The organism is Enterovibrio calviensis DSM 14347 (assembly GCF_000621165.1).
In the GTDB taxonomy this organism is placed as follows: Bacteria; Pseudomonadota; Gammaproteobacteria; order Enterobacterales; family Vibrionaceae; genus Enterovibrio; species Enterovibrio calviensis.
This window is the reverse complement of sequence record NZ_JHZA01000011.1, coordinates 68,202-88,084: the sequence shown is the minus strand read 5'-3', so window position 1 is coordinate 88,084 and position 19,883 is coordinate 68,202. Positions and strand designations below refer to the sequence as shown.

Here is a 19,883-nt window from a genome sequence, read left to right as displayed (position 1 = left end):
AAAGCCAGCGTTCGCGCTGGCTTTTTTGTCATTGGCATTTCACTAAGCCTTTAGAAGCGGTATCGAGTCTAACCCGCTTACCCAACAACTAGTTCGCTGCTTGCCGCTCATCCCCTTCATCATCTGTCGCATCGTGCACCTCCTCATCCCAAGGTAAATGCGTCGTGAAATGCTCAGAAAGAAAGTCCACGAACAAACGGACTTTGGCAGATAAATTGCGATTGAAGGGATACACCGCCCATACCGCTGAATCTGCGGGACGATACTCGGACAAGATTTCGACCAGCTCTCCCGATTGCAGCTTCTGCCGCACGTAATAGTCCGGCAATTGCGCCAAACCAAGTCCACGAAGCGTTGCATCCAATACCGCACTTCCACTGTTGCCATGCCAACGGCCTTTGGGTTTAAACTGAATCGAGTTGCCGTTATCTTGAAACGCCCAAGATTCCACGAGCCCCACCAGACAATTGTGATCGTGCAGTTTCTCGAGATCGCTAGGCACGCCAAACTCTTTGATATACGTCGGCGACGCACAGACATGCAGTCGGCGTGGCGCGAGTTTCTTCGCCATCAGCGTGCTGTCTTTAAGATCCCCAGTACGAATCGCCAAATCATACCCATCGTGCACCATGTCTATTACATCGTTCGTGAAATGAAATTCAACACTGAGCTTAGGGTGAGCCTTGATAAAGTCGTTCGTTAATGGCGCGATGTACTTCTCACCAAACACGGACGGTGCCGTGATTTTTAACGTGCCGACAGGCTCGGTTTGCATTTGTGTCACAAGCGCTTCCGCCTCTCCGAAAGCTTCTATCAGATTATTACAATGCTCAAAATAGGTTTTGCCGACCTCAGTCAGCGTGATCTGTCTGGTTGTACGATAAAGCAAGCGCGTACTTAACCGGCCTTCCAACGCATCAATACGTCGGCTGACATGGGAAGTTGACACACCTAACTTTCGTGCGGCGGCGGTGAAACTACCACTGTTAACAACTTCAACAAATTCTTCAACACCACTCCAACGGTTCATCTTTGCTCCACTGAAAAGAAGTTTATTGATGGCTGCAACAATAAAACCCGCCCCTTGACGGTCTGATTGTTATCCTAATGTTAATCCAAAATGGATAGCTCTCTGCCCATCTCCTACTAAGGTAGGAGAATTATCGGAAGAAAGTAGTATGAACAGCCATGTGGAAGGAAAGAAAAAGCATCTTAAGTATGCGATTTTGCTCTGTTTTTGCGCATTTAGTGTCATAGCCAATACAGAGCTAGAACCCGTGCCGGAACCTGACACCTATCGCATGGAGAATTTTCGTGCGCCAGTTCCAAACACATTGGATGGCGCAAACGTGATTGATTCGCCGCAGGCACTGAAACAATTTATTTCTGAGCGCGCACCGCGCTTAATTGACGTTTACCCAGCCCCAAACAAACCAGATAACCTCGCTGACGGCACACTCTGGATTGAACCAACACGGGAGACCTTGCCCAACGCCTTGTGGCTCGCCAATGTTGGACACGGCATCATGCCGGATTCACTGATAGCCCTGCTGGGAGAAAACCTCGTAGGCAGTCACCCTATCGTGATTTTTTGTGAGCCTAACTGCTGGCATTCATGGAATGCCGCCAAGCGCGCCATCGCACTCGGTGGGCAAGATGTCTACTGGTATCGAGCGGGCGTGAAAGGCTGGCGAGAGGCGGGATTTGCGCTGGAAAGCCACACCCCGATCCGACCATGACGCGTATTCGAGCACTTTGCATCTCTTTGAGTATTTGGCTATTGGCGTTCAGCGCATCTGCCAATACTCAACCTGCGCTATCACTGACGGAAGTCTCGCCTGGTATCTACTTTCATCAAGGGAAAATTGCGGATCTGTTCTCCACTCAATTCGATCCGGTTGCCAACATTACCGTGATCATTGGCGAAGAGGCAGTGGCCGTTATTGATACCGGTGGCAGTCGACGAGCGGGTGAAATGCTCTATCGCGCCATTCGTCAAATCACCGCGCTGCCGATTCGTTATGTCATCAATACCCATGTTCATCCCGACCACAATTTTGGTAATCAAGCCTTCGTTTCCGAAAACCCCGAATTTATTGCCCACGCCCGTTATGCGGGCGACTTCGATGCCAAGGCCAATTATTACCTGCAACGCCTCTCCGCCCCATGGTTTGAAGGCACCACGCCAGTTGCCGCCACGCGTCTGATTGAAAAAGATGCCGACATCGATTTGGGTCAACGGCGCTTAAAGCTCATCGCCCACGAACGCGCCCACACACGCCACGATTTAACGGTGTTTGACGTCAACTCGGAAACCCTCATCGCCGGTGATTTACTCTTCGTTGACCACGTTCCATCACTGGATGGCAGCTTAATCGGCTGGCTTTCGGTGATCAGCACACTCAACACAATGCCCTATCAACGGGTGATACCGGGGCACGGCCCTATTCAAACAGGAAAAAATGCATTTGATGCACAAACTCACTACCTTCGCTCACTGGCACAAGAAGTTCGTGCCGCGATTAATCAAAACATCGATATCAACACTGCCAGCCTTACGGTACTAAGATCCCATGCCGACAATTGGAAACTGTTTGAACAGTTTCACGGACGCAACGTCATTCAGGCATACAAGGAACTGGAGTGGGAATGATATGAGGTACTCATCATGAACAAGACCCCCGCGTTACTTGCTACGCTACTCGCTGCCTTTCTGACAGTCTTCTCGCCGCTGTCGTTGGCGCAAAGTCAGCAGGAAAGCGTTAACTGGCCGCTGATCCGTGACAGCCTATTTCCGGGATCGCCTCCAATCCTAGAAGATGACATCGTCGAACTGGTGTCACCCGTTCGCGCCATTGATGCCGCACTCGTGCCACTCGACATCAAAGTGAACGTCAGACAAGACGATCCTAACCCGATCGAACGCATCCACCTGATCGTCGATAACAATCCCTCCCCTATCGTTGGCACTTTCGACATGAGTCCAAACAACGGCGTGGCAAACATCTCAACGCGTGTCCGCGTCAACGCTTACAGCCCTGTCCGAGTGATTGCACAAACCGCTGACGGCAAACTCCATATGACCAGTAATTTTGTAAAAGCCTCAGGTGGATGCTCTGCGCCAGCAGGGGCAGATGATCTACTGGCTCGCCAACGAATGGGAAAAATGAAACTCAAAGATCTTGGCAATGCTGACACGCGTATGCTGCAACTTCTGATCAGCCACCCCAACTACAGTGGCCTACAGATAGATCAAGTCACCCGCCACTGGATCCCTTCTGACTATGTCAGTGATGTGCAGATCACCCTTGATGGCGATCCTGTGATGCAATTTAACGGTGGCATCTCGATCAGTGAGAATCCGACGTTCACGTTTCATGTCGACGCCGAGAAACAAGGAACACTAAAAGCGGATGTTAAGGATTCAATGGGACGAGAATTTTCCCGCGAATGGGACATTTGAATGTGATGTAATAAATCCCAACAAAAAATAAGGTTATTGAGGTGTCGTATCTTACTGAAAAGACAGAGACGACATCTGTACCACCCTTGTAAAAACCGCTAAATCCTTGCTTTGTGACTGACCATTAATCCTCGAAATATTAGTGGGTTAATGGTCAATTTTCATCTCTCAGACATTGTTGCCTTGCAACAAAAGTGTTGTGCCCGTTTGCTCCTCACACAACCTCCAAACCTGCCATAAACTCAATTCACCAACGTTTTGATGACGTCACTTCGTTGTCAATGAGCGGCATATTCGTCTCCTCATTCGATGTTGGAATGAATTGGCATTCGGGGTCAATGCTGAAACGCGAGACCGCATAGTTGTATTTCGCCAACACGCCACCAACGCAACACTGCGCTTGGCAACATTAGGCACAGCGTTACTTTGAGTACTGGATTTTGTTGAGTACTGGCCAAAATAGCGTCCCTTACAACCCGCGGATTGCGCCCATCAAAAAATCGATACAACAAAGGCTGATGTGTTTGAGAACATCCATTGTTCGCGTGCACTCGCTGCCACGGAGGAAGTAAACATGATAGGTGTAGAAAGGTTGCGAAGCAGTATATTCGCAGTAGCAACTGTTTCCCTTACCCTGCTGTTTCCAGCAGTATCTCAGGCAAACAGTGAGCTCTTAGAGTTACAGCAAGATCCTGAGCAATGGGTAATGTGGGGCGGCAACTATTCCGGCACACGTTACAGCGCTCTTGATCAGATCAATGCAAAAAACGCGAAAGATCTTCAAGTCGCATGGACGTTCTCAACGGGCGTTTTGCGCGGTCATGAAGGCGGACCACTTGTGTTGGGTGACACCATGTACATTCACACACCTTTTCCTAACAAAGTGTTCGCGATTGATCTAAAAACCAAAGCTTTGATTTGGGAATATTCACCAAAACAAGACTCATCAGTTATCGCGGTCATGTGTTGTGACACGGTCAACCGTGGCTTGGCATATTCAGACGGTAAAATATTTTTACAACAAGCAGATACCACTCTGGTCGCTCTCGATCAAAAAACCGGTGAGGTGGTTTGGAAAGTCGTGAACGGCGATCCTAAATCTGGCGGCACAAACACCAATGCCCCATTGGTTGTGAAAGACAAAATCATCACAGGGATCAGTGGTGGTGAGTTTGGTGTCCGCGGTTACCTTACCGCTTATAACACCAAAGATGGCAGCGTCGCTTGGCGTGCATATAGCACAGGGCCAGATGACGAAATGCTCGTTGACCCAGAAAAAACCACAGAGATGCTCAAGCCAATCGGCAAAGATTCGAGCCTTGAATCTTGGGAAGGCGACCAATGGAAAATTGGTGGCGGTACCACTTGGGGCTGGTTCTCTTACGATCCTGAGCTAAACCTCGTTTACTACGGAACCGGTAACCCAAGTACGTGGAACCCGTCTCAACGTCCTGGCGACAACAAATATTCCATGACCATCATGGCGCGTGATGCTGACACCGGTATGGCCAAGTGGCTCTACCAAATGACACCACACGATGAGTGGGATTATGACGGCGTCAACGAAATGATCTTGGTGGATAAAAAGTTCAAAGGCAAAGATCGCAAACTGCTGGTTCACTTCGACCGCAACGGTTTTGGCTACACCCTCGATCGCGTCACTGGCGAATTGTTAGTGGCTGAGAAATTCGACCCTGCCGTTAACTGGGCAACCCATGTCGACATGGAAACTGGTCGTCCGCAGGTCGTCGCGAAATACTCAACCGGTCAAAACGGTGAAGATGTCGATACCAAAGGCATTTGTCCTGCGGCATTGGGTTCAAAAGACCAACAACCAGCGACTTACAGTGAGCGCACAGGCTTGTTCTATGTACCAACTAACCACGTGTGCATGAACTATGAACCGTTTGAAGTGGCGTACACCGCAGGCCAACCTTACGTGGGTGCAACACTATCCATGTTCCCAGCGCCGAATAGCCATGGCGGCTTAGGTAACTTTATTGCGTGGGATGCAGAAAAAGGTGAGATCGTTTGGTCTATCCCTGAGCCATTCTCCGTATGGAGTGGCGCATTGGCTACTGGCGGTGGCGTTGTGTTTTACGGCACGCTTGAGGGCTACCTCAAAGCCGTGGATGAAAAAACCGGCAAAGAGCTTTATCGCTTCAAAACACCGTCCGGCATTATCGGTAACGTGAATACCTATGTTCACGACGGCAAGCAATACATTGCTGTTCTTTCCGGCGTTGGTGGTTGGGCAGGTATCGGTATGGCTGCAGGTCTCGAAGGTGATACTGACGGACTGGGCGCGGTAGGTGCATATCGTAAATTGTCAGACTACACCCAGCTTGGCGGCGTGTTGACCGTCTTCGCACTACCTAACTAATCCACAATTTTTAGGGGAGTTTACTCCCCTTTCTCAACTTCGATGCATTGCTACCCATTGCACGAAGGTGTTGCCTTCTACACTCAACGCAATTGCGAAAAAAGGAATTCATATGGCTAAACGTTTTTTATGGTCACTTTGCTTGTTATTTGGATTGGCAAATCAGGGATACGCAGAAGAATATGAAATAAAGGCTGTCGGCGTGAAATTCGCTCCTTTAGTGGTGATGCTACAACCGGGTGACCGGGTTTCATGGACAAACATGCCGGCTCACCTTATTGAAACCATTGATGTAATGGTGCCAGAGGGCACAGAAAAAATTCAAACAGAAATGGGGGCTGACGTTAGCTTTGTTTTTGAAAACGAAGGTGTCTATGTCTACAAGTGCACACCACATTGGGGAGCAAGAATGGGCGGCATCTTGTTGGTCGGTAACCCCAGTAACATCGACGGCATCATTGACAGCTACATGGAAGAAATCAAAAAAGATAAGTCCCTTCTTCCCGCTAAAGGACTGTTGAAGAAATTCCGCAAACAACTTCAAGCTGAGGGGTTGTTGTAAGGCCGATGTTGTAAGGCCAATTATTGTTACGCAATAGACGTCGTCACATCGACATTGACACCAAGACGTCACAAGTAGATTGCAGGAGGCAGCTTATGTTAAAAGCAGTAAAAACGGTAAGTTCGCTCATTGGTTTGGCACTGTTGGCACTATCCACGCCCGCTAGCGCCAATGACTACCCCACGTTAGAAAGAGTCAAATTCGTTCAAGAGTGCATGGCACTTAAAGGCGGCCCTTCTTACGTCAACATGTACGGCTGTAGCTGTGTGATTGACAAAATCGCCAACCAACTCACCTTTGACGACTACATTCACGCCGATGCCTTTTTGCGTCTACGCAACATGCGCGGCGAGCGCGGCGGGTACTTCCGCTCATCCAAAGACAGCCGCACGGCACGTGGCGAACTACTAGCGATACGCGATGAAGCGGATCAGCAATGTTTTGTCGCCCAACAAATCACCCAAGTCCAATAGGAGGCAACGATGAATTCTCTCTTCAATCGCTGTATTGCCCTCTTCGCTTTGTCATTGGCCTTAACCCTTTCTCCGGCATTGGCAGCCAACATGTCAACGCCAGCTCCTCTGCCTGACAAGTTAAGAATATGTGCAGACCCTAATAACCTTCCCTATTCCAACAAAGATCAGCAAGGGTTTGAAAACAAAATCGCCGAACAACTGGGCGAGTATTGGGGGCTTGATGTGGAATACGTTTGGTTTCCACAACGCATGGGGTTTATCCGCAACACCTTAAAAAATTGGTCTGATGATAACGGGCGATTTGCCTGTGATTTGGTTATCGGGGTTCCTTCTCAATTTGATATCGCGGCAACAACCAAACCCTATTACCGTTCGTCATATTCAATCATCTTTAAAAAAGACGGCCCTCTCGGCTCGGCGGTGACGCAACAAGATGTCGCTACCGTACCTGACAGCGTAAAGAAATCGCTGAATATCGCCGCGTTCGCGCCCTCTCCGGCAGTCACTTGGCTCAGAGATAACGGCTTTAAAAACAACACCTCGTTTTTCCGCATCATGAATGGTGATGGAGAAGACTACCCAGGAAAAATGGTCAACCGCGTTGCTGACGGTGAGTTCGATATGTTGGTCATTTGGGGCCCTATTGCGGGATATTTTGCCAAATCTCATCCCGATCTTGCCGTGATCTCCATGGTATCCGAAGGCAGCAATGTGTTCGATTTCCCTATGTCGATGGGCGTGAGATACGGTGAACGGCCTTGGAAAGAAACCGTGGAAATGGCCATGGATGCGAACGCACCTCAAATCGCCATGATTTTGAATGACTACGGTGTGCCTGTCGTCGAAGCCTCATCAAAGCCCTTCGGCGGAGACGATGATGACTAACCATCATGCGCAAGTGTAAAGACAATCCGGTGCCATTTGTCGTTAAGAAAACGATAAGTGGCATCAGACCTTTTCTCATCATGCTATTCATTGCCCTGCTTTTGGCTTGGGTACCCATCGCCTTTGCATCCATCGCCGTGCTTGAATTTGAACTTAACGACCTCACCTTGCCAGAAAACGCCCGCGATACTCAATACCATGCCAATCCCCCTAACGCCGCAGAAATTGCTCGCACTGCCTCGCTTGCTGCGCTTCTAAGAAACACACTACACACCCAACATTCACTGGATATTGTGCCTGTATCACCGAAGCGCTATTTGGACGCTGACAAAGGCTTTGGTTATCTCTTTTCTCATCCCAACAAGGCCGCAGAGCTAGGGCAGTCTGTCGATGCGGAATGGGTCGCAGTTAGCCGCCTTCATAAGCCCAGCTTCTTATTTGCCTACCTCATTACCCACCTTGTTCACGTGCCCACTGGCCAGCAAATGCCAGAAATCATCGTAGAGATAAAAGGGCAGCAACAAGCATTAAATGAACGAGGGATCAAAGCGCTGGCTAAGCAAATTCGCCAAGCCATGCAAAACCATGAAAACGGGAAGTCATGATCATTGAATCGGTGGAAAGAGAGGGAAAGAGGAAAAAAGGAAAAGAAAAAAGAAGAGGAAGTGCTAGGTGAGCGAGAAGAAATAAAGAAACCAAGTATCAACATCCCTGTTTAACGATGACATCCTGTCAGGAATCAATTACCCAAACCTCTCTGGATACCAAACTCTCGCCATCAAAACTGGTGATTAAACTCCAAGCGCCATTCCACACTGCTACTTGTCCCTGCACTGTCAGAGTAATTGGCAAAAAGACGTACATTCTGACGCGGGTTTAGCTGATAGCTGGCCGCCGCGTCATGATGCCAACCATCCATCAAATCCGCCATGTAGTGGTTACTGTTCAAAGTGTTAATGTACATCGGGTTGTAGTTCAGCCAGATGTTTTCGTTAATCGAGTATTTGGCGTAGGTACCCACCACCATGTAAGTCGAAGGTATGGCATAACCCACACTGCCAACCGGGTTTTCGGTGCCACGAATTTCCGCCGTGTCGGTCACGGTCAACCCCGCGCCCGCAAGTGGGTAAAGCTGCAAATCTCCCATTGCCGGTAACGCTTGCATAAAGCTGTAAGACGCACTGCCAAGGTCACTTTCAAAGTCCCAATTCACATCAAGCTGTGAGCCTCGGCCCGTCGTGGTATCCAAACTAAAATGGCGGTAGCGCAAACCATCAAAGCTGTCGTTGCCATCCAAGTGCAGCAAATCCCCAGCAAACCCTTTTAGCTCTAGAATGTTCATCGCCATGGTGTCGGGATTGCCCGTGTCATAGGCCATGCCGAGTTTGAAATTTAACCCTTGGTCCGTGATGCCCACACCACCTTGGGTGTACACCGCCAACGGATCAGACATATCTTGCAGCGCGTCATCGCCCTCTAACGCCAACAAAGACGGGCTAGCCAACGACAAAGAAACCAGAACCAGAGTGCGAGAATAAGAAGACTTTTTCATAACGTTTCCCTAGAAATATTAAAGGGGCCAACGGAGCGCCCCTTTGTGTTACCTGTATTTAGCGTTACCGCTCAAGGTGATTGCCTCTCTTTTTGCTGAATAGAAGCTGATGTTTCGATGAGGAAATCTTACCGAGTTGACACATCAGCATGAATAAAGATAACTTTATGAAAAACATAACCATTAGCTATGTATTGAGGCGCGACGTTTATGGATTCCAAGCTCGACCTGAACCTGCTTTCTGTGTTCTTAGATGTTTATAGGCTGCGGTCCATCACGCAGGCTGCGGATGCTCTCAACATGACACAGCCAGGTGTTAGCGGGGCATTAAAGCGGTTACAACAGCAAATGGGGGTAGAGTTGTTTGTGCGGGAAGGACGCGGTATCAGCCCGACATCGGCAGCGGTTCAACTGGCTAACGACATCTCACCGGCTTTTGAGCAAATGGCGAAAGCCATGGGCAACATCAACCAGTTCACGCCACAGCACCATCGCAAATTCAATGTGCTGGTCAATGAAGTCGTCCTGCAAATTCTTCAACCCTTGGTTGAGCGTTCCGATCTGCTAGGAAACTGCGCCATTCAGTTCAACCCTACCCCTAAAAATGAAGAAGACATGCTGGAGATGCTGAGTCTGCAAAAAGCCGATTTAGCCATTGATATCGGCAAAGTCGACGGCCAGTCATACGCCTCGGTGCCGCTATTTGAAGAGTCGATGAAACTGATTTGTGCCAAAACGCACCCAAGGGTTCAGAGCACCATCAGCAAAGCGCAGTACTATCAAGAAAAACACATCACCTTGCGCGTTCGTCGATCTAATCTTTATGCAGCAGACTTCTTCACCACTGAAATATTGAAAGAACGTAAAATCAGCGCCGAGTGCGAGTCTGTTTTGTCCATGATGGCGTTGGTGAGCGACAGCGATTGTGTCGCCATGACCAGTGAGAAACTGGCCGGTAAGTATGCCGAGCGATTTGGGTTGCAGGTGTTATCGCCCCCGTTTGAGACACAAAAAGTGGTGCATCAAATCGTTTGGCATAAACGAAATCAGCACAGTCCTGCCAATCAATGGCTGAGAAATACGTTAATGGGCCTTATCAACACCCCCACATAACATGCGATGCACCCATTGCGACGCCAAGCAATGAACAAGGAGAACACAATGAAATCGATGCTATTGCTTCTGACTTTTCTGCTCAGCGCATGCAGTGCTGACATTGGGCGTGGAATCGCGGAAAGTGACTGCTCGAAGATCCGCAATAACGCTGACCGAGAACAGTGCTATAAAGATGCGGATCGAACATTCCGTGACTATTAACCATAAAAAAAGTGACGCTAGATAGCGTCACTTTTTTGCGCAAACGGAAACGTTAATGAACGCTCCTAACAGGAAACGCTAAAAGGATTAAATCCCTTCACCATCGCCACTCACATCATCTTCATGCAAGCCACATTCGCGTTTGAGGCCGAAGAAACGGGTCTCTTCTTCCGTCATGCCTTCTTCCAGTTTACGTGTGGTGTGAACATCGCCCACTGACACATAACCTTGATCCCACAATGGGTGGTAAGGCAAGCCGTGCTCTTTTAGGTAGTAGTGCACGTCTTTGTTCGTCCAATCAATCACAGGCAAAAACTTAAACACGCCATTTTGAATACCCAAAATTGGCAACGTTTGGCGAGAACTCGATTGGTCACGACGGAGGCCAGAGAACCATGTCCCGACGTTCAGCTGATCCAAAGCACGACGCATTGGTTCAACTTTGTTGAGGCGATTATATTGTTGAATGCCATCAACACCTTGTTCCCACAATTTACCGTATTGTGCTTCTTGCCAAGCAGAGCTTTGCTCCGCACGGTAGACGCGCAAATCCAGTGACAACTGTTTCGTTAACTCATTTATAAACTGATAGGTTTCAGGAAACAAATACCCCGTGTCCGTCAAGATAACCGGCGTGTCCGGCTTCTCTTTGACCACAAGATGCAGCATGACAGCAGCCTGAATACCAAAACTTGATGACAGGGCGAACTCGCCCTGCAGATTTTCCAACGCCCACCGAACCCGCTCCTGTGCTGACAAGCTTTCCAGTTCAGCGTTAATTGGCGCCAGTTCCAAGATTTGCTGCGCCTTGTTCAGGCCAAGCAAATCGGACAGTTGAAATTTAGGCATAGAAATCCCTCTTAGAGACTTTCACTTCCGCAATAATGCCAGCGCGGATAACAAAATCACCGAAGCCTTCGCCGTCGTTACGCTCTGTCGCCCAACGGCCAACCAGCGCATCGATCTCTTCTAGGATCTGGGCGTCAGTGATGTTCTCTTTATACATCTTAGGTACACGCGTACCTTCGCGGTTACCACCTAGGTGCAAGTTATAGCGACCCGGTGCTTTACCTACCAAGCCGATTTCCGCCAGCATGGCGCGACCACAGCCATTTGGACAACCCGTGACACGCAAGATGATGTGCTCACCTTCCAAGTCATGCTTTTCCAAAATGTCTTCAACGTCAGTCACGAACTGCGGCAAGAAACGCTCTGCTTCCGCCATCGCCAACGGACACGTTGGGAAGGCGACACAGGCCATGGAGTTCTTACGCTGCTCGCTTACACCATCGTCGATCAGTCCGTACTCACGTGCGATCTTTTCGATCTTCGCTTTGTTGGATTTCGACACGCCTGCGACGATCAGGTTTTGGTTCGCTGTCATGCGGAAGTCACCTTTGTGGATCTTCGCAATTTCAGCCACGCCACTTTTCAGAGGCTTACCTGGGTAGTCCAACAGACGACCGTTTTCGATAAACAGTGCCAAGTGGTGTTTGCCATCAATGCCTTCAGCCCAACCGATGCGATCGCCACGGTCAGTGAATTCGTATGGACGAACCGCTTCAAACGTAATGCCTGCGCGTTTTTCCACTTCCGCTTTGAATACGTCAGTACCGACGCGATCCAGCGTGTATTTGGTTTTCGCGTTCTTACGGTTCGAACGGTTACCCCAATCGCGTTGTGTGGTCACAACGGCGGCAGCAACATCCAAGGTTTTGTCGAGTGCCACAAAGCCTAAGTCGTCTGCTTTACGTGGGTAGGTCGCCGTATCGCCGTGCGTCATGGCAAGGCCACCGCCAACCAATACGTTAAAACCAACCAGCTTGCCGTTATCAGCAATCGCTATGAAGTTTAGGTCATTCGCGTGAACATCAACGTCGTTTTGCGGCGGAATAACCACCGTGGTTTTGAATTTACGTGGCAGGTAGTTTGAACCCAAAATCGGCTCTTCGTCTTGATGACCTTCTACCTTCTCACCGTCTAACCAAATTTCCGCGTAAGCGCGTGTTTTTGGTAGCAGGTGCTCACTGATTTTCTTCGCCCACTCATACGCTTCTTGGTGAAGCTCTGATTCAACAGGGTTAGTCGTACACAGTACGTTACGGTTCACGTCACCCGCTGTTGCGATGGAGTCGATACCAATCTTGTTCAGCGTTTGGTGCATCAATTTAATGTTCGGCTTCAACACACCGTGAAACTGGAATGTTTGGCGTGTCGTCAGGCGAATACTGCCGTACATAGTGTGCTCAGTGGCGAACTTATCAATCGCCAACCATTGTTCTGGCGAGATAATGCCACCAGGCATACGGGCACGAAGCATGACGTTTTGCAGCGGCTCAAGCTTTTGCTTTTGGCGCTCGGCGCGAATGTCACGGTCATCTTGCTGATACATGCCGTGGAAACGGATCAGCTGGAAGTTATCTGCTGTGAATCCACCCGTCACACGGTCTTGAAGATCTTGTTCAATGGTCCCGCGCAGAAAGTTACTTTCTCTTTTCAGGCGCTCGTTATCAGCCAAAGGCCCGAGTTCTGTGCCCAACACAACTTGCTTGTCACTCATTAATACACATCCTTTTGATAACGCTTGGCCTTACGCAGTTCATTCAAATAGCTTTCTGCGTCTTCTCGGCTTTTTCCACCTTGCTGCTCGACAACATTAATCAATGCTTCATGGACATCCTTCGCCATGTGGGTCGCGTCGCCACAGATGTAAAGGTATGCACCCTCTTGTAGCCACTGCCAAACCGCAGCAGATTGCTCAAGGATTTTATGCTGAACGTACTCTTTCTCTGCTTGATCTCGGCTAAAAGCGAGGTCAATTTTGGTCAACAAACCGTCTTTTAGGAACTTCTGCCATTCCACTTGGTAGAGGAAGTCTTGCGTGAAGGTACGGTCGCCAAAGAACAACCAGTTTTTACCTTCTGCGCCACGAGCATCACGCTCTTGCATGAAGGCGCGGAACGGTGCGATACCGGTTCCTGGACCCACCATGATAATCGGCGCATTGTCGTCAGCAGGCAACTTGAAATTGTTGTTGTGCTCGATAAACACTTTTACCGATTCCGCCTCTTCAGCACGCTGTGCCAAGAAGCCTGACGCACCGCCGAATCGGGTGTTGTCGCCGTTTTCAAACTCAACCAAACCGACAGTTAGGTGAACTTCTTCACCTACATCTTCTTGGCTTGAAGCGATGGAATACAAGCGTGGCGTCAGTTTACGTAGCAGACCCGCTAACTGCTCGGCAGTCAGTTTGGTTTTCTTCTCGCCGAGCACATCCACCACTTGGGTGTTGTTGGCATATTGGCGAAGCTTGTCTTTGTCTTCTGCTAGTTTCTGCAGTTTCTTGCTGCCTGAAAGCTCAGCATACGCCGCCACTTGTTGTGGGTTCGCTGCGGTAATTTCAAACTTGTCTGTTAGCGCTTTACGCAGCGACAAAGACTCGCCAGCAACTTCAACATTCTCATCGCCCGTCAGGCCGACTTTCGCCAGAATCTCATCAACCAACTCTGCGCTGTTGCTGTAGTAAACACCCAGTGCATCACCCGGCTGGTATGTTAAACCAGACTCACCCAAGTCAATTTCGATGTGGCGAACGTCTTTGCCAGAGTCACGACCGGTGATTTTCTGGTTAGCTACCAATTCTGCAGCGTAAGGGTTCTGCTTGTTGTAAGCCGATGCCGCACCGACTGTGGTTGCAGCGTGAAGCGGAACAACCACTTCGTCAGCACCACCGCCAATGGTTTCTTTAACCTTGCCTAGAACGTCTGCGCTCCAAGTTTCAGCATCAGCGTCGTAATCCACATCACAATCAAGGCGCGGCACGATCGCTTTTGCACCCTGCTTCGATAGGAATGCATCAAAATCTTTGCCGGTTTGGCAGAAGAACTCATAGCTTGAATCCCCTAAACCAATCACGGCGTATTGCAGGCTATCCAGCTTAGGCGCTTTCTTAGATTGCAGGAATTCGTGCAGAGAAATCGCGTTATCAGGCGGCTCGCCCTCACCGTTGGTCGAAGCCACGATGATCACGTGCGTCTCTTTCGCTAGATCACGAGGTTTGTAATCATCAGCAGAAAACAATGCGACATCTACGCCGTCCGCCTTCGCACTCGCTTCCAAAGCTTCAGCAACGCCTTTGGCGTTACCGGTTTGAGAGGCATAGATGATAGTCAGCTTACCCGCAGGCTTTGCCGCAGTGGCAACCGCTTGAGCAAGTGGTTGTGGGTTGCTACCTGCTGCTTCAGGTGTTTGGCTTAAACCCCAAAAATAACCGCTAATCCACGCCAACTGCTGTGGCGACAATTCGGCCACGGTCTGTTGAAGCTGACCGATCTGCTGATCGTTAAGCGGGCTTGCCAGTGCAGAAAGTTCCTTGAGTAACATGTCACGACATTCCTTTTCTATTTCGTGAGCATAGATTAGCTATTCGCCGTAATAACTAGAAAGAATAGAAATGCATGTTTTATAACCGCGAGTATGAGTCACTGCGAACTATCAAACCATTCAGGCATATAAACACAAACGCATAGACGGGATAAAACGGTCGATTTTTTTAGGGGGAGGATCGTGGGAGTCCGTTATTCAGTAGACTCGACGAGACATGCGCAACGCACAGCATGGGGGAAAACAACGAATATTTTTGCATCGTTTGCCAGAACGAGAAGCAAGGAGATCAAGATAACGCGGAAAGTGTGGGGCGAATTACACGTCGACGATACGCACTTGATGAAAACCAATATCCAGCGCACTTTCCGTGGCGATATCCACATCGCCAAAGCACTGCTCTAAGCCATTACCGTCCGTCAGCGGCACAAGTCCGCCTCTCGCATGGCGGAATTCGACAATCCATCCATCGCGAGATAACGACGGCTCAACCACCGCTTCAACCAGCATTTCCTGAGTGTAGAGAGAACGAAGTTCTGATTTTGTCATTGCATCTTCCTGTTCACGCACAAACAGAGGGGAATACTTAAAAGCATAGTCGCCCAGACTTGGATGTGCCACAGGTCAGATTATCGATTTCGAGATGCTATCGGCGTGTTTTTCAATGGCAGGCTGTCGGCATGATCGCCACTCAACAAATGCACCATCGTCATTTTTAGACGCATAGGAGATATCGGTTTGTGCAGCACGAGGTAACCACAATCTCGCGCATGGTGCTGAAGCTCCTCACTGCGATTAGCGGTCACTATCACGGTTGGGACAGGCTGTAATCGTTGCGCGTTAATGGATTTTGCCAGTGCCAGCCCCGTTAGCTCATTGTCGAGGTGATAATCCGCGATCAACAACTCCACAGGGCATTGCACGGTGTCACAACTGATTTGCAGTTCCTGCAACGAACTGGCAGTGGTCACTTCACACCCCCAACGCTGCAAAAGCTCTTCCATTGCACGGCAAATATTTTGGTCGTTATCGACCACCCATACACGCGCCCCTTGAAGGGCCACTTCGCCATCTGCCACCAGTGATTCAACGTTTCGCGAACTCGTCACTTCCGTCGCACCATAGGGCACAAGCACAGAAAAACGTGAGCCGACATCGGGAACGGAGTTAACCGTCACCGCATGGCCTAATACACTGGAAATCTTATCGACGATGGCAAGCCCTAAGCCCAGTTGAGTATGGTGATGGTCATGCCCTGTGCTCAAACGCTTAAACTCCTGAAAAATTTCATTCTTCTTATCTTCAGGAATACCCATTCCCGTATCAAGCACCTCAATGCGAAGCCCATCGCGGCAACGTCGGCTCCCCAGTAAGATTTTTCCAGAAGACGTATAACGCAAGGCGTTGGTCATGAGATTACGAAGAATACGGGCAAGAAGTTGTGAATCTGAATAGATGTAAGCGGAACTTGGCACGTAGCGTACTTCGACCTGACTGCGCTCGGCGGCATGTGAAAAGTCATGTGCAATGTTGTCCAGCAAATCACTGACAGGAAATGACTGTTTATCCGCCCTGACCACGCCCGCATCCAGCTTAGAAATTTCCACCAGCGTGGTGATCAACGACTCTACATCTTCGAGGGAATGCGCCAAGGAATTCACCAATTTGCGCGCAGATGGCGACATGCGATGACTCAGTAACGATCCCAAATACAATTGCGCGGCGTTAAGCGGTTGCAACAAATCGTGGCTGATAGCCGCAAGAAATTTGGTTTTCGATAAATTGGCGCGTTCTGCCTCTTTCTTGGTTTCTAGCAAGCGTTCTTGGATCACCCGACGCTCTTCAACTTCATCCTGCAACTGGCTGTTAAGTGTTTGCAGCTGTGCCGTGCGTTCTTGCACGCGAAGTTCAAGGGTTTGATAGGCCTGCTCTAACTTCGTCGCATTTTGTCGGCGCTCAGTAATGTCCCAATTAAGCACAAATAAACCCGTAATTTTCCCGCTTGACGATTGGTTCGGCACATAACTTTTTACGACGTAACGCGCCTCGCCGCTGGCGTTATATTCCTCTATTTCAAACACCACGGACTCACCAGAAAGCGCGCGTTCAACATACGGTTTCAACGCGGCAAATTTGGATTGGCTTCGAGAAATGGAAATATGCTGTCCAAGCAACTCACCCGGCGGGAAGCCATACCATTGGTCATACGCTCGGTTGGTGAATTGATAACGAAGATCGTCTCCCACATAAGCAATCAAAGCGGGCACATTGTCAGTGATCAACCTCAGCCATTGCTCGGTTTCACGTAGCTCTTTCGCATCAAGGTAGCGCTGCGTAATGTCTGTGTAAGTATTAACGTATCCGTCATCGTCCATGGCGTGACTGCGCACTTCAATAACCCGACCGTCCGACAAAGTTTGCACACGGATCCCTTCAGGTGGGTGTGTTCCACCTAATCCAATGCGCCACAACGTCATGGGAGAATCCGCCGTTAAGGCTTCGATATGCGCGCCATTTAACTGAGATTGGTCGAAGCCTGTCATAGCCAAAAAGCGCTGATTGAACACTTGAATATCACCGGTATGACTCACCATGAGCACACCCTGAGATAAGTTATCGACCATGTTTTGCAAGACACGGCTTTTCTCTGCCATCGCCGCTTCAAAGCGCGCAGTTTCGGCCAACTTTAACTGCGTCACGTCAGAGTAGAGCATCACCATCCCGCCATCGCTGGTTTCTCGCTCTTTGATTTGCAGCCAGCGATCGTCATGCAGCTTGATGGTATTCCCATTGTGGTTTTCACTCACTTCACGCACGATCAATCCATGCTCTTCGGCGAGCCTGCGAATTTTTTCTGGCGTAAGAGCGGGGGTATTCAGCGAAATGGCATTGTCGCGCCAATAGCGCTGAAAATGGCTATTGGAATAGACCAACTCACGGTTGGGATCGTACAAAGCAAAGCCGTCAGAAATCGATTCAATGGCATCAATGAAACGCTGATGCGCTTTTTCAGCCTGTGATTTGGCTTGGGACAATTGGCGGTTTGCGGACTCAATGGATTGCAGCGCATGATTCAGCTCATCGGTTTTTTCGCGCACCTGATCGGCTAATACTACCGAGTGCTGGAAGGCACCCCAAGCATCAAGCTGGCCGCTTCCGCCTTGTTCAACGCGACGAACCAACGCATCAATCATCTTTTTTTGACGGGCGTTTTCGGTTTTCAGCGCTGCCAGTTCTTGTTCTAGTGCCTGCTGCTTATCGCTCACTTACCCTACCTTTCTCGCTGCTTCGCCTTTGGTTGCATCGCCTTTTGTTTCGAAGCCGTCGTCGCTTTGGCCATTTTCAAACTCAGGTTCTGGAGGCTGGGGCGGCCGACCAATCATCACTCCGGTTAGGGTTTGGTTCATGTGAATGCCGTTTAGCTGCTCACCGTAAGTATTGAAACCCAGCAATCGAAATCGCGAGAACATGGCTTTCGCTTTGTCACGCATTTGTGCTTGCTCGATTTCCAAACGACGTAAGAAACAATCGCACCCTAACGTCAGTTCAAGCTGGCCGATACGGGCTTCGATGGCACTGAGCTTCTCTTGGGTGTCAGCAAACAAATCGCCGGGCTGCATTGCGGTCACCACGATGCCATCGTCCACGGCGCAATAAAAATCGAGGCTCAGGTCGTCATTGACCTTTTGGATAGAGCGAACGTAATACTGATCGCCAATCAGCACTGCCAACGGATGAAGGGCATAAATTTCAGGGCGCAGATCTTCTAGCGCAATCCCCACTTCTCGCGCATAAACTTGTGCGGCAGGCTCAGCGTTAAATTCATAGACACGTCGTGCTGTGCAATCAGCTTCGGTTACCACCAATTTACTCTCAAGGCTTTCTATGTGGTGGGTGGTAAAAACTTCGAACGGGCAATGGGTGTTGAACATCACCACAATCGCCGACTCGGTATGGAACGCGCCCTCACTGTAGACATGGGTGTTTGCTAGGTTGATGTCATCGCCCGCCGACCCGCCAAAGTGAGGTAAGCGTCCGAGCGCCGTGTCCAAGGTCACCAAAAACCTTTCTTCGTTCGGTGAGAGACCATCAATTAAGGTCAACACAAAGGTATTGCTGCCGATAGGCGCTTTCTGATCTTGCTGACACGCTTCTACCAGCGAACTCACACACAACTGCGCCGCTTGTAAATCGAACTCTTCGAGGGGAACGCGCGCGCCCGACACTTTGAAATCGCGACGCGAGAAACCCAGCGCGCTGATGCTGCTTTTGGCATAGCCAGATTGCGTAATTTCACCCGCGGAGGTGCATCCCATGACCTCACAATGCGAAAAGGCATGGTTCATTTCTTTCCCCAACGCCTCCAAATCGTAGGCCGATGAACAAAAGAACAACACAAAGCCTATCTCTTCATTATCAAGCTGAAGCGCCAGTTCATGTGCCGCTTTACCAGCATCCAGTTGATAGGTTGCGGCGCGATAGATGGCTTGTTGATTATCTGATGCTTGAGTTACTGATGGTTGAACTGCTGCCATGTCACCCTCCTGCTCGCACATCATGTTGAGCGAGTCCGAATACGGTTGCGTATGTTTTAGTTTACTCGGTCAGGGAGGAATGAAACCTCATACTTAGGAAGGATATTTACAAATTTGCAAAGTCTGTTGACCAAAATTTTCAAGAATGTGACACCCTATGGGTCACAAGTGGAATCAGGGTCACTACACTGAAGTGCTGTCAAAGCGTTTGATTATCTATGTCGTGATGATACGCCCCACATAATCAAACCGCAGAAAATCACAATTAAAACAAAGTAATGTCAGTTTTTACCAGCAGCAATATAGTTGTGAGCCCTGTCAGGACGA

18 protein-coding genes are annotated in these 19,883 nt (G+C 49.4%); 10 read left to right on the top strand and 8 right to left on the bottom strand.

Annotation, left to right across the window (positions count from 1 at the left end; genetic code table 11):
* Window positions 1-88: 88 nt before the first annotated feature.
* Window positions 89-1,030 (bottom strand): LysR family transcriptional regulator, encoded by a 942-nt coding sequence (locus Q365_RS0111580; protein ID WP_028023492.1) that lies wholly within the window; start codon window positions 1,028-1,030, stop codon window positions 89-91.
* A 148-nt stretch (window positions 1,031-1,178) separates the two neighbouring features.
* Between Q365_RS0111580 and Q365_RS0111575 the strand changes: the two genes are divergently transcribed.
* The 8 genes from Q365_RS0111575 (at window position 1,179) to Q365_RS0111540 (ending at window position 8,374) form a co-directional block, all read left to right on the top strand.
* Entirely contained in the window at window positions 1,179-1,739 is a 561-nt protein-coding gene (locus Q365_RS0111575) for a rhodanese-like domain-containing protein (RefSeq protein ID WP_035024878.1), read from the top strand.
* A complete protein-coding gene (locus tag Q365_RS0111570) occupies window positions 1,736-2,653 on the top strand; it encodes a quinoprotein relay system zinc metallohydrolase 2 (RefSeq protein ID WP_028023490.1) in 918 nt (305 codons plus the stop codon). The genes Q365_RS0111575 and Q365_RS0111570 overlap by 4 nt, the downstream gene beginning before the upstream one ends.
* Before the next feature lie 15 nt (window positions 2,654-2,668).
* Window positions 2,669-3,463: a quinoprotein dehydrogenase-associated SoxYZ-like carrier gene (locus tag Q365_RS0111565; protein WP_028023489.1), complete on the top strand. Its 795-nt coding sequence runs from the start codon at window positions 2,669-2,671 to the stop codon at window positions 3,461-3,463.
* A gap of 574 nt (window positions 3,464-4,037) precedes the next feature.
* On the top strand, window positions 4,038-5,846 hold the full coding sequence (locus Q365_RS0111560) for a methanol/ethanol family PQQ-dependent dehydrogenase (protein WP_028023488.1): 1,809 nt from the start codon (window positions 4,038-4,040) through the stop codon (window positions 5,844-5,846).
* A gap of 112 nt (window positions 5,847-5,958) precedes the next feature.
* Window positions 5,959-6,408, top strand: a complete 450-nt coding sequence (locus tag Q365_RS0111555; protein WP_028023487.1) for a plastocyanin/azurin family copper-binding protein — start codon at window positions 5,959-5,961, stop codon at window positions 6,406-6,408.
* 95 nt (window positions 6,409-6,503) lie between these two features.
* Window positions 6,504-6,881, top strand: a complete 378-nt coding sequence (locus Q365_RS0111550) for a hypothetical protein (RefSeq protein WP_028023486.1) — start codon at window positions 6,504-6,506, stop codon at window positions 6,879-6,881.
* A 9-nt stretch (window positions 6,882-6,890) separates the two neighbouring features.
* Window positions 6,891-7,769 carry a quinoprotein dehydrogenase-associated putative ABC transporter substrate-binding protein gene (locus Q365_RS0111545; RefSeq protein WP_028023485.1) on the top strand — a complete coding sequence of 293 codons (879 nt, stop codon included), beginning with the start codon at window positions 6,891-6,893 and terminating at the stop codon, window positions 7,767-7,769.
* 5 nt (window positions 7,770-7,774) lie between these two features.
* Entirely contained in the window at window positions 7,775-8,374 is a 600-nt protein-coding gene (locus tag Q365_RS0111540) for a DUF2380 domain-containing protein (protein ID WP_051563784.1), read from the top strand.
* Window positions 8,375-8,547: 173 nt separating this feature from the next.
* Here the strand turns inward: Q365_RS0111540 and Q365_RS0111535 are convergent, their stop codons facing one another.
* Window positions 8,548-9,321 carry a hypothetical protein gene (locus tag Q365_RS0111535; protein WP_028023483.1) on the bottom strand — a complete coding sequence of 258 codons (774 nt, stop codon included), beginning with the start codon at window positions 9,319-9,321 and terminating at the stop codon, window positions 8,548-8,550.
* 210 nt (window positions 9,322-9,531) lie between these two features.
* Between Q365_RS0111535 and Q365_RS0111530 the strand changes: the two genes are divergently transcribed.
* Together Q365_RS0111530 and Q365_RS26980 are read left to right on the top strand one after the other, a co-directional pair.
* On the top strand, window positions 9,532-10,434 hold the full coding sequence (locus Q365_RS0111530) for a LysR family transcriptional regulator (RefSeq protein ID WP_028023482.1): 903 nt from the start codon (window positions 9,532-9,534) through the stop codon (window positions 10,432-10,434).
* A gap of 48 nt (window positions 10,435-10,482) precedes the next feature.
* The gene (locus Q365_RS26980) at window positions 10,483-10,638 is read left to right on the top strand and encodes a hypothetical protein (RefSeq protein WP_169737850.1); all 156 of its coding nucleotides are present in this window, start codon (window positions 10,483-10,485) and stop codon (window positions 10,636-10,638) included.
* Window positions 10,639-10,725: 87 nt separating this feature from the next.
* On the opposite strand, the gene Q365_RS0111520 is transcribed toward Q365_RS26980, so the two are convergent.
* The 6 genes from Q365_RS0111520 to nosP all read right to left on the bottom strand — a co-directional run bounded on the left by Q365_RS0111520 (window position 10,726) and on the right by nosP (window position 19,556).
* Complete coding sequence (locus Q365_RS0111520) at window positions 10,726-11,487, bottom strand: phosphoadenylyl-sulfate reductase (protein WP_028023481.1); 762 nt, start codon at window positions 11,485-11,487, stop codon at window positions 10,726-10,728.
* On the bottom strand, window positions 11,480-13,198 hold the full coding sequence (gene cysI / locus Q365_RS0111515) for an assimilatory sulfite reductase (NADPH) hemoprotein subunit (protein WP_028023480.1): 1,719 nt from the start codon (window positions 13,196-13,198) through the stop codon (window positions 11,480-11,482). Before cysI ends, Q365_RS0111520 begins: the two co-directional genes overlap by 8 nt.
* Window positions 13,198-15,021: an assimilatory sulfite reductase (NADPH) flavoprotein subunit gene (locus tag Q365_RS0111510; protein ID WP_028023479.1), complete on the bottom strand. Its 1,824-nt coding sequence runs from the start codon at window positions 15,019-15,021 to the stop codon at window positions 13,198-13,200. Before Q365_RS0111510 ends, cysI begins: the two co-directional genes overlap by 1 nt.
* Before the next feature lie 318 nt (window positions 15,022-15,339).
* Window positions 15,340-15,570, bottom strand: coding sequence for a hypothetical protein (locus Q365_RS0111505; RefSeq protein ID WP_028023478.1), 231 nt, complete (start codon window positions 15,568-15,570; stop codon window positions 15,340-15,342).
* A gap of 80 nt (window positions 15,571-15,650) precedes the next feature.
* Entirely contained in the window at window positions 15,651-18,287 is a 2,637-nt protein-coding gene (locus Q365_RS0111500; RefSeq protein WP_028023477.1) for a hybrid sensor histidine kinase/response regulator, read from the bottom strand.
* The gene (nosP, locus tag Q365_RS0111495) at window positions 18,288-19,556 is read right to left on the bottom strand and encodes a nitric oxide-sensing protein NosP (protein ID WP_028023476.1); all 1,269 of its coding nucleotides are present in this window, start codon (window positions 19,554-19,556) and stop codon (window positions 18,288-18,290) included. It lies immediately after the preceding gene.
* Window positions 19,557-19,883: the final 327 nt, after the last annotated feature.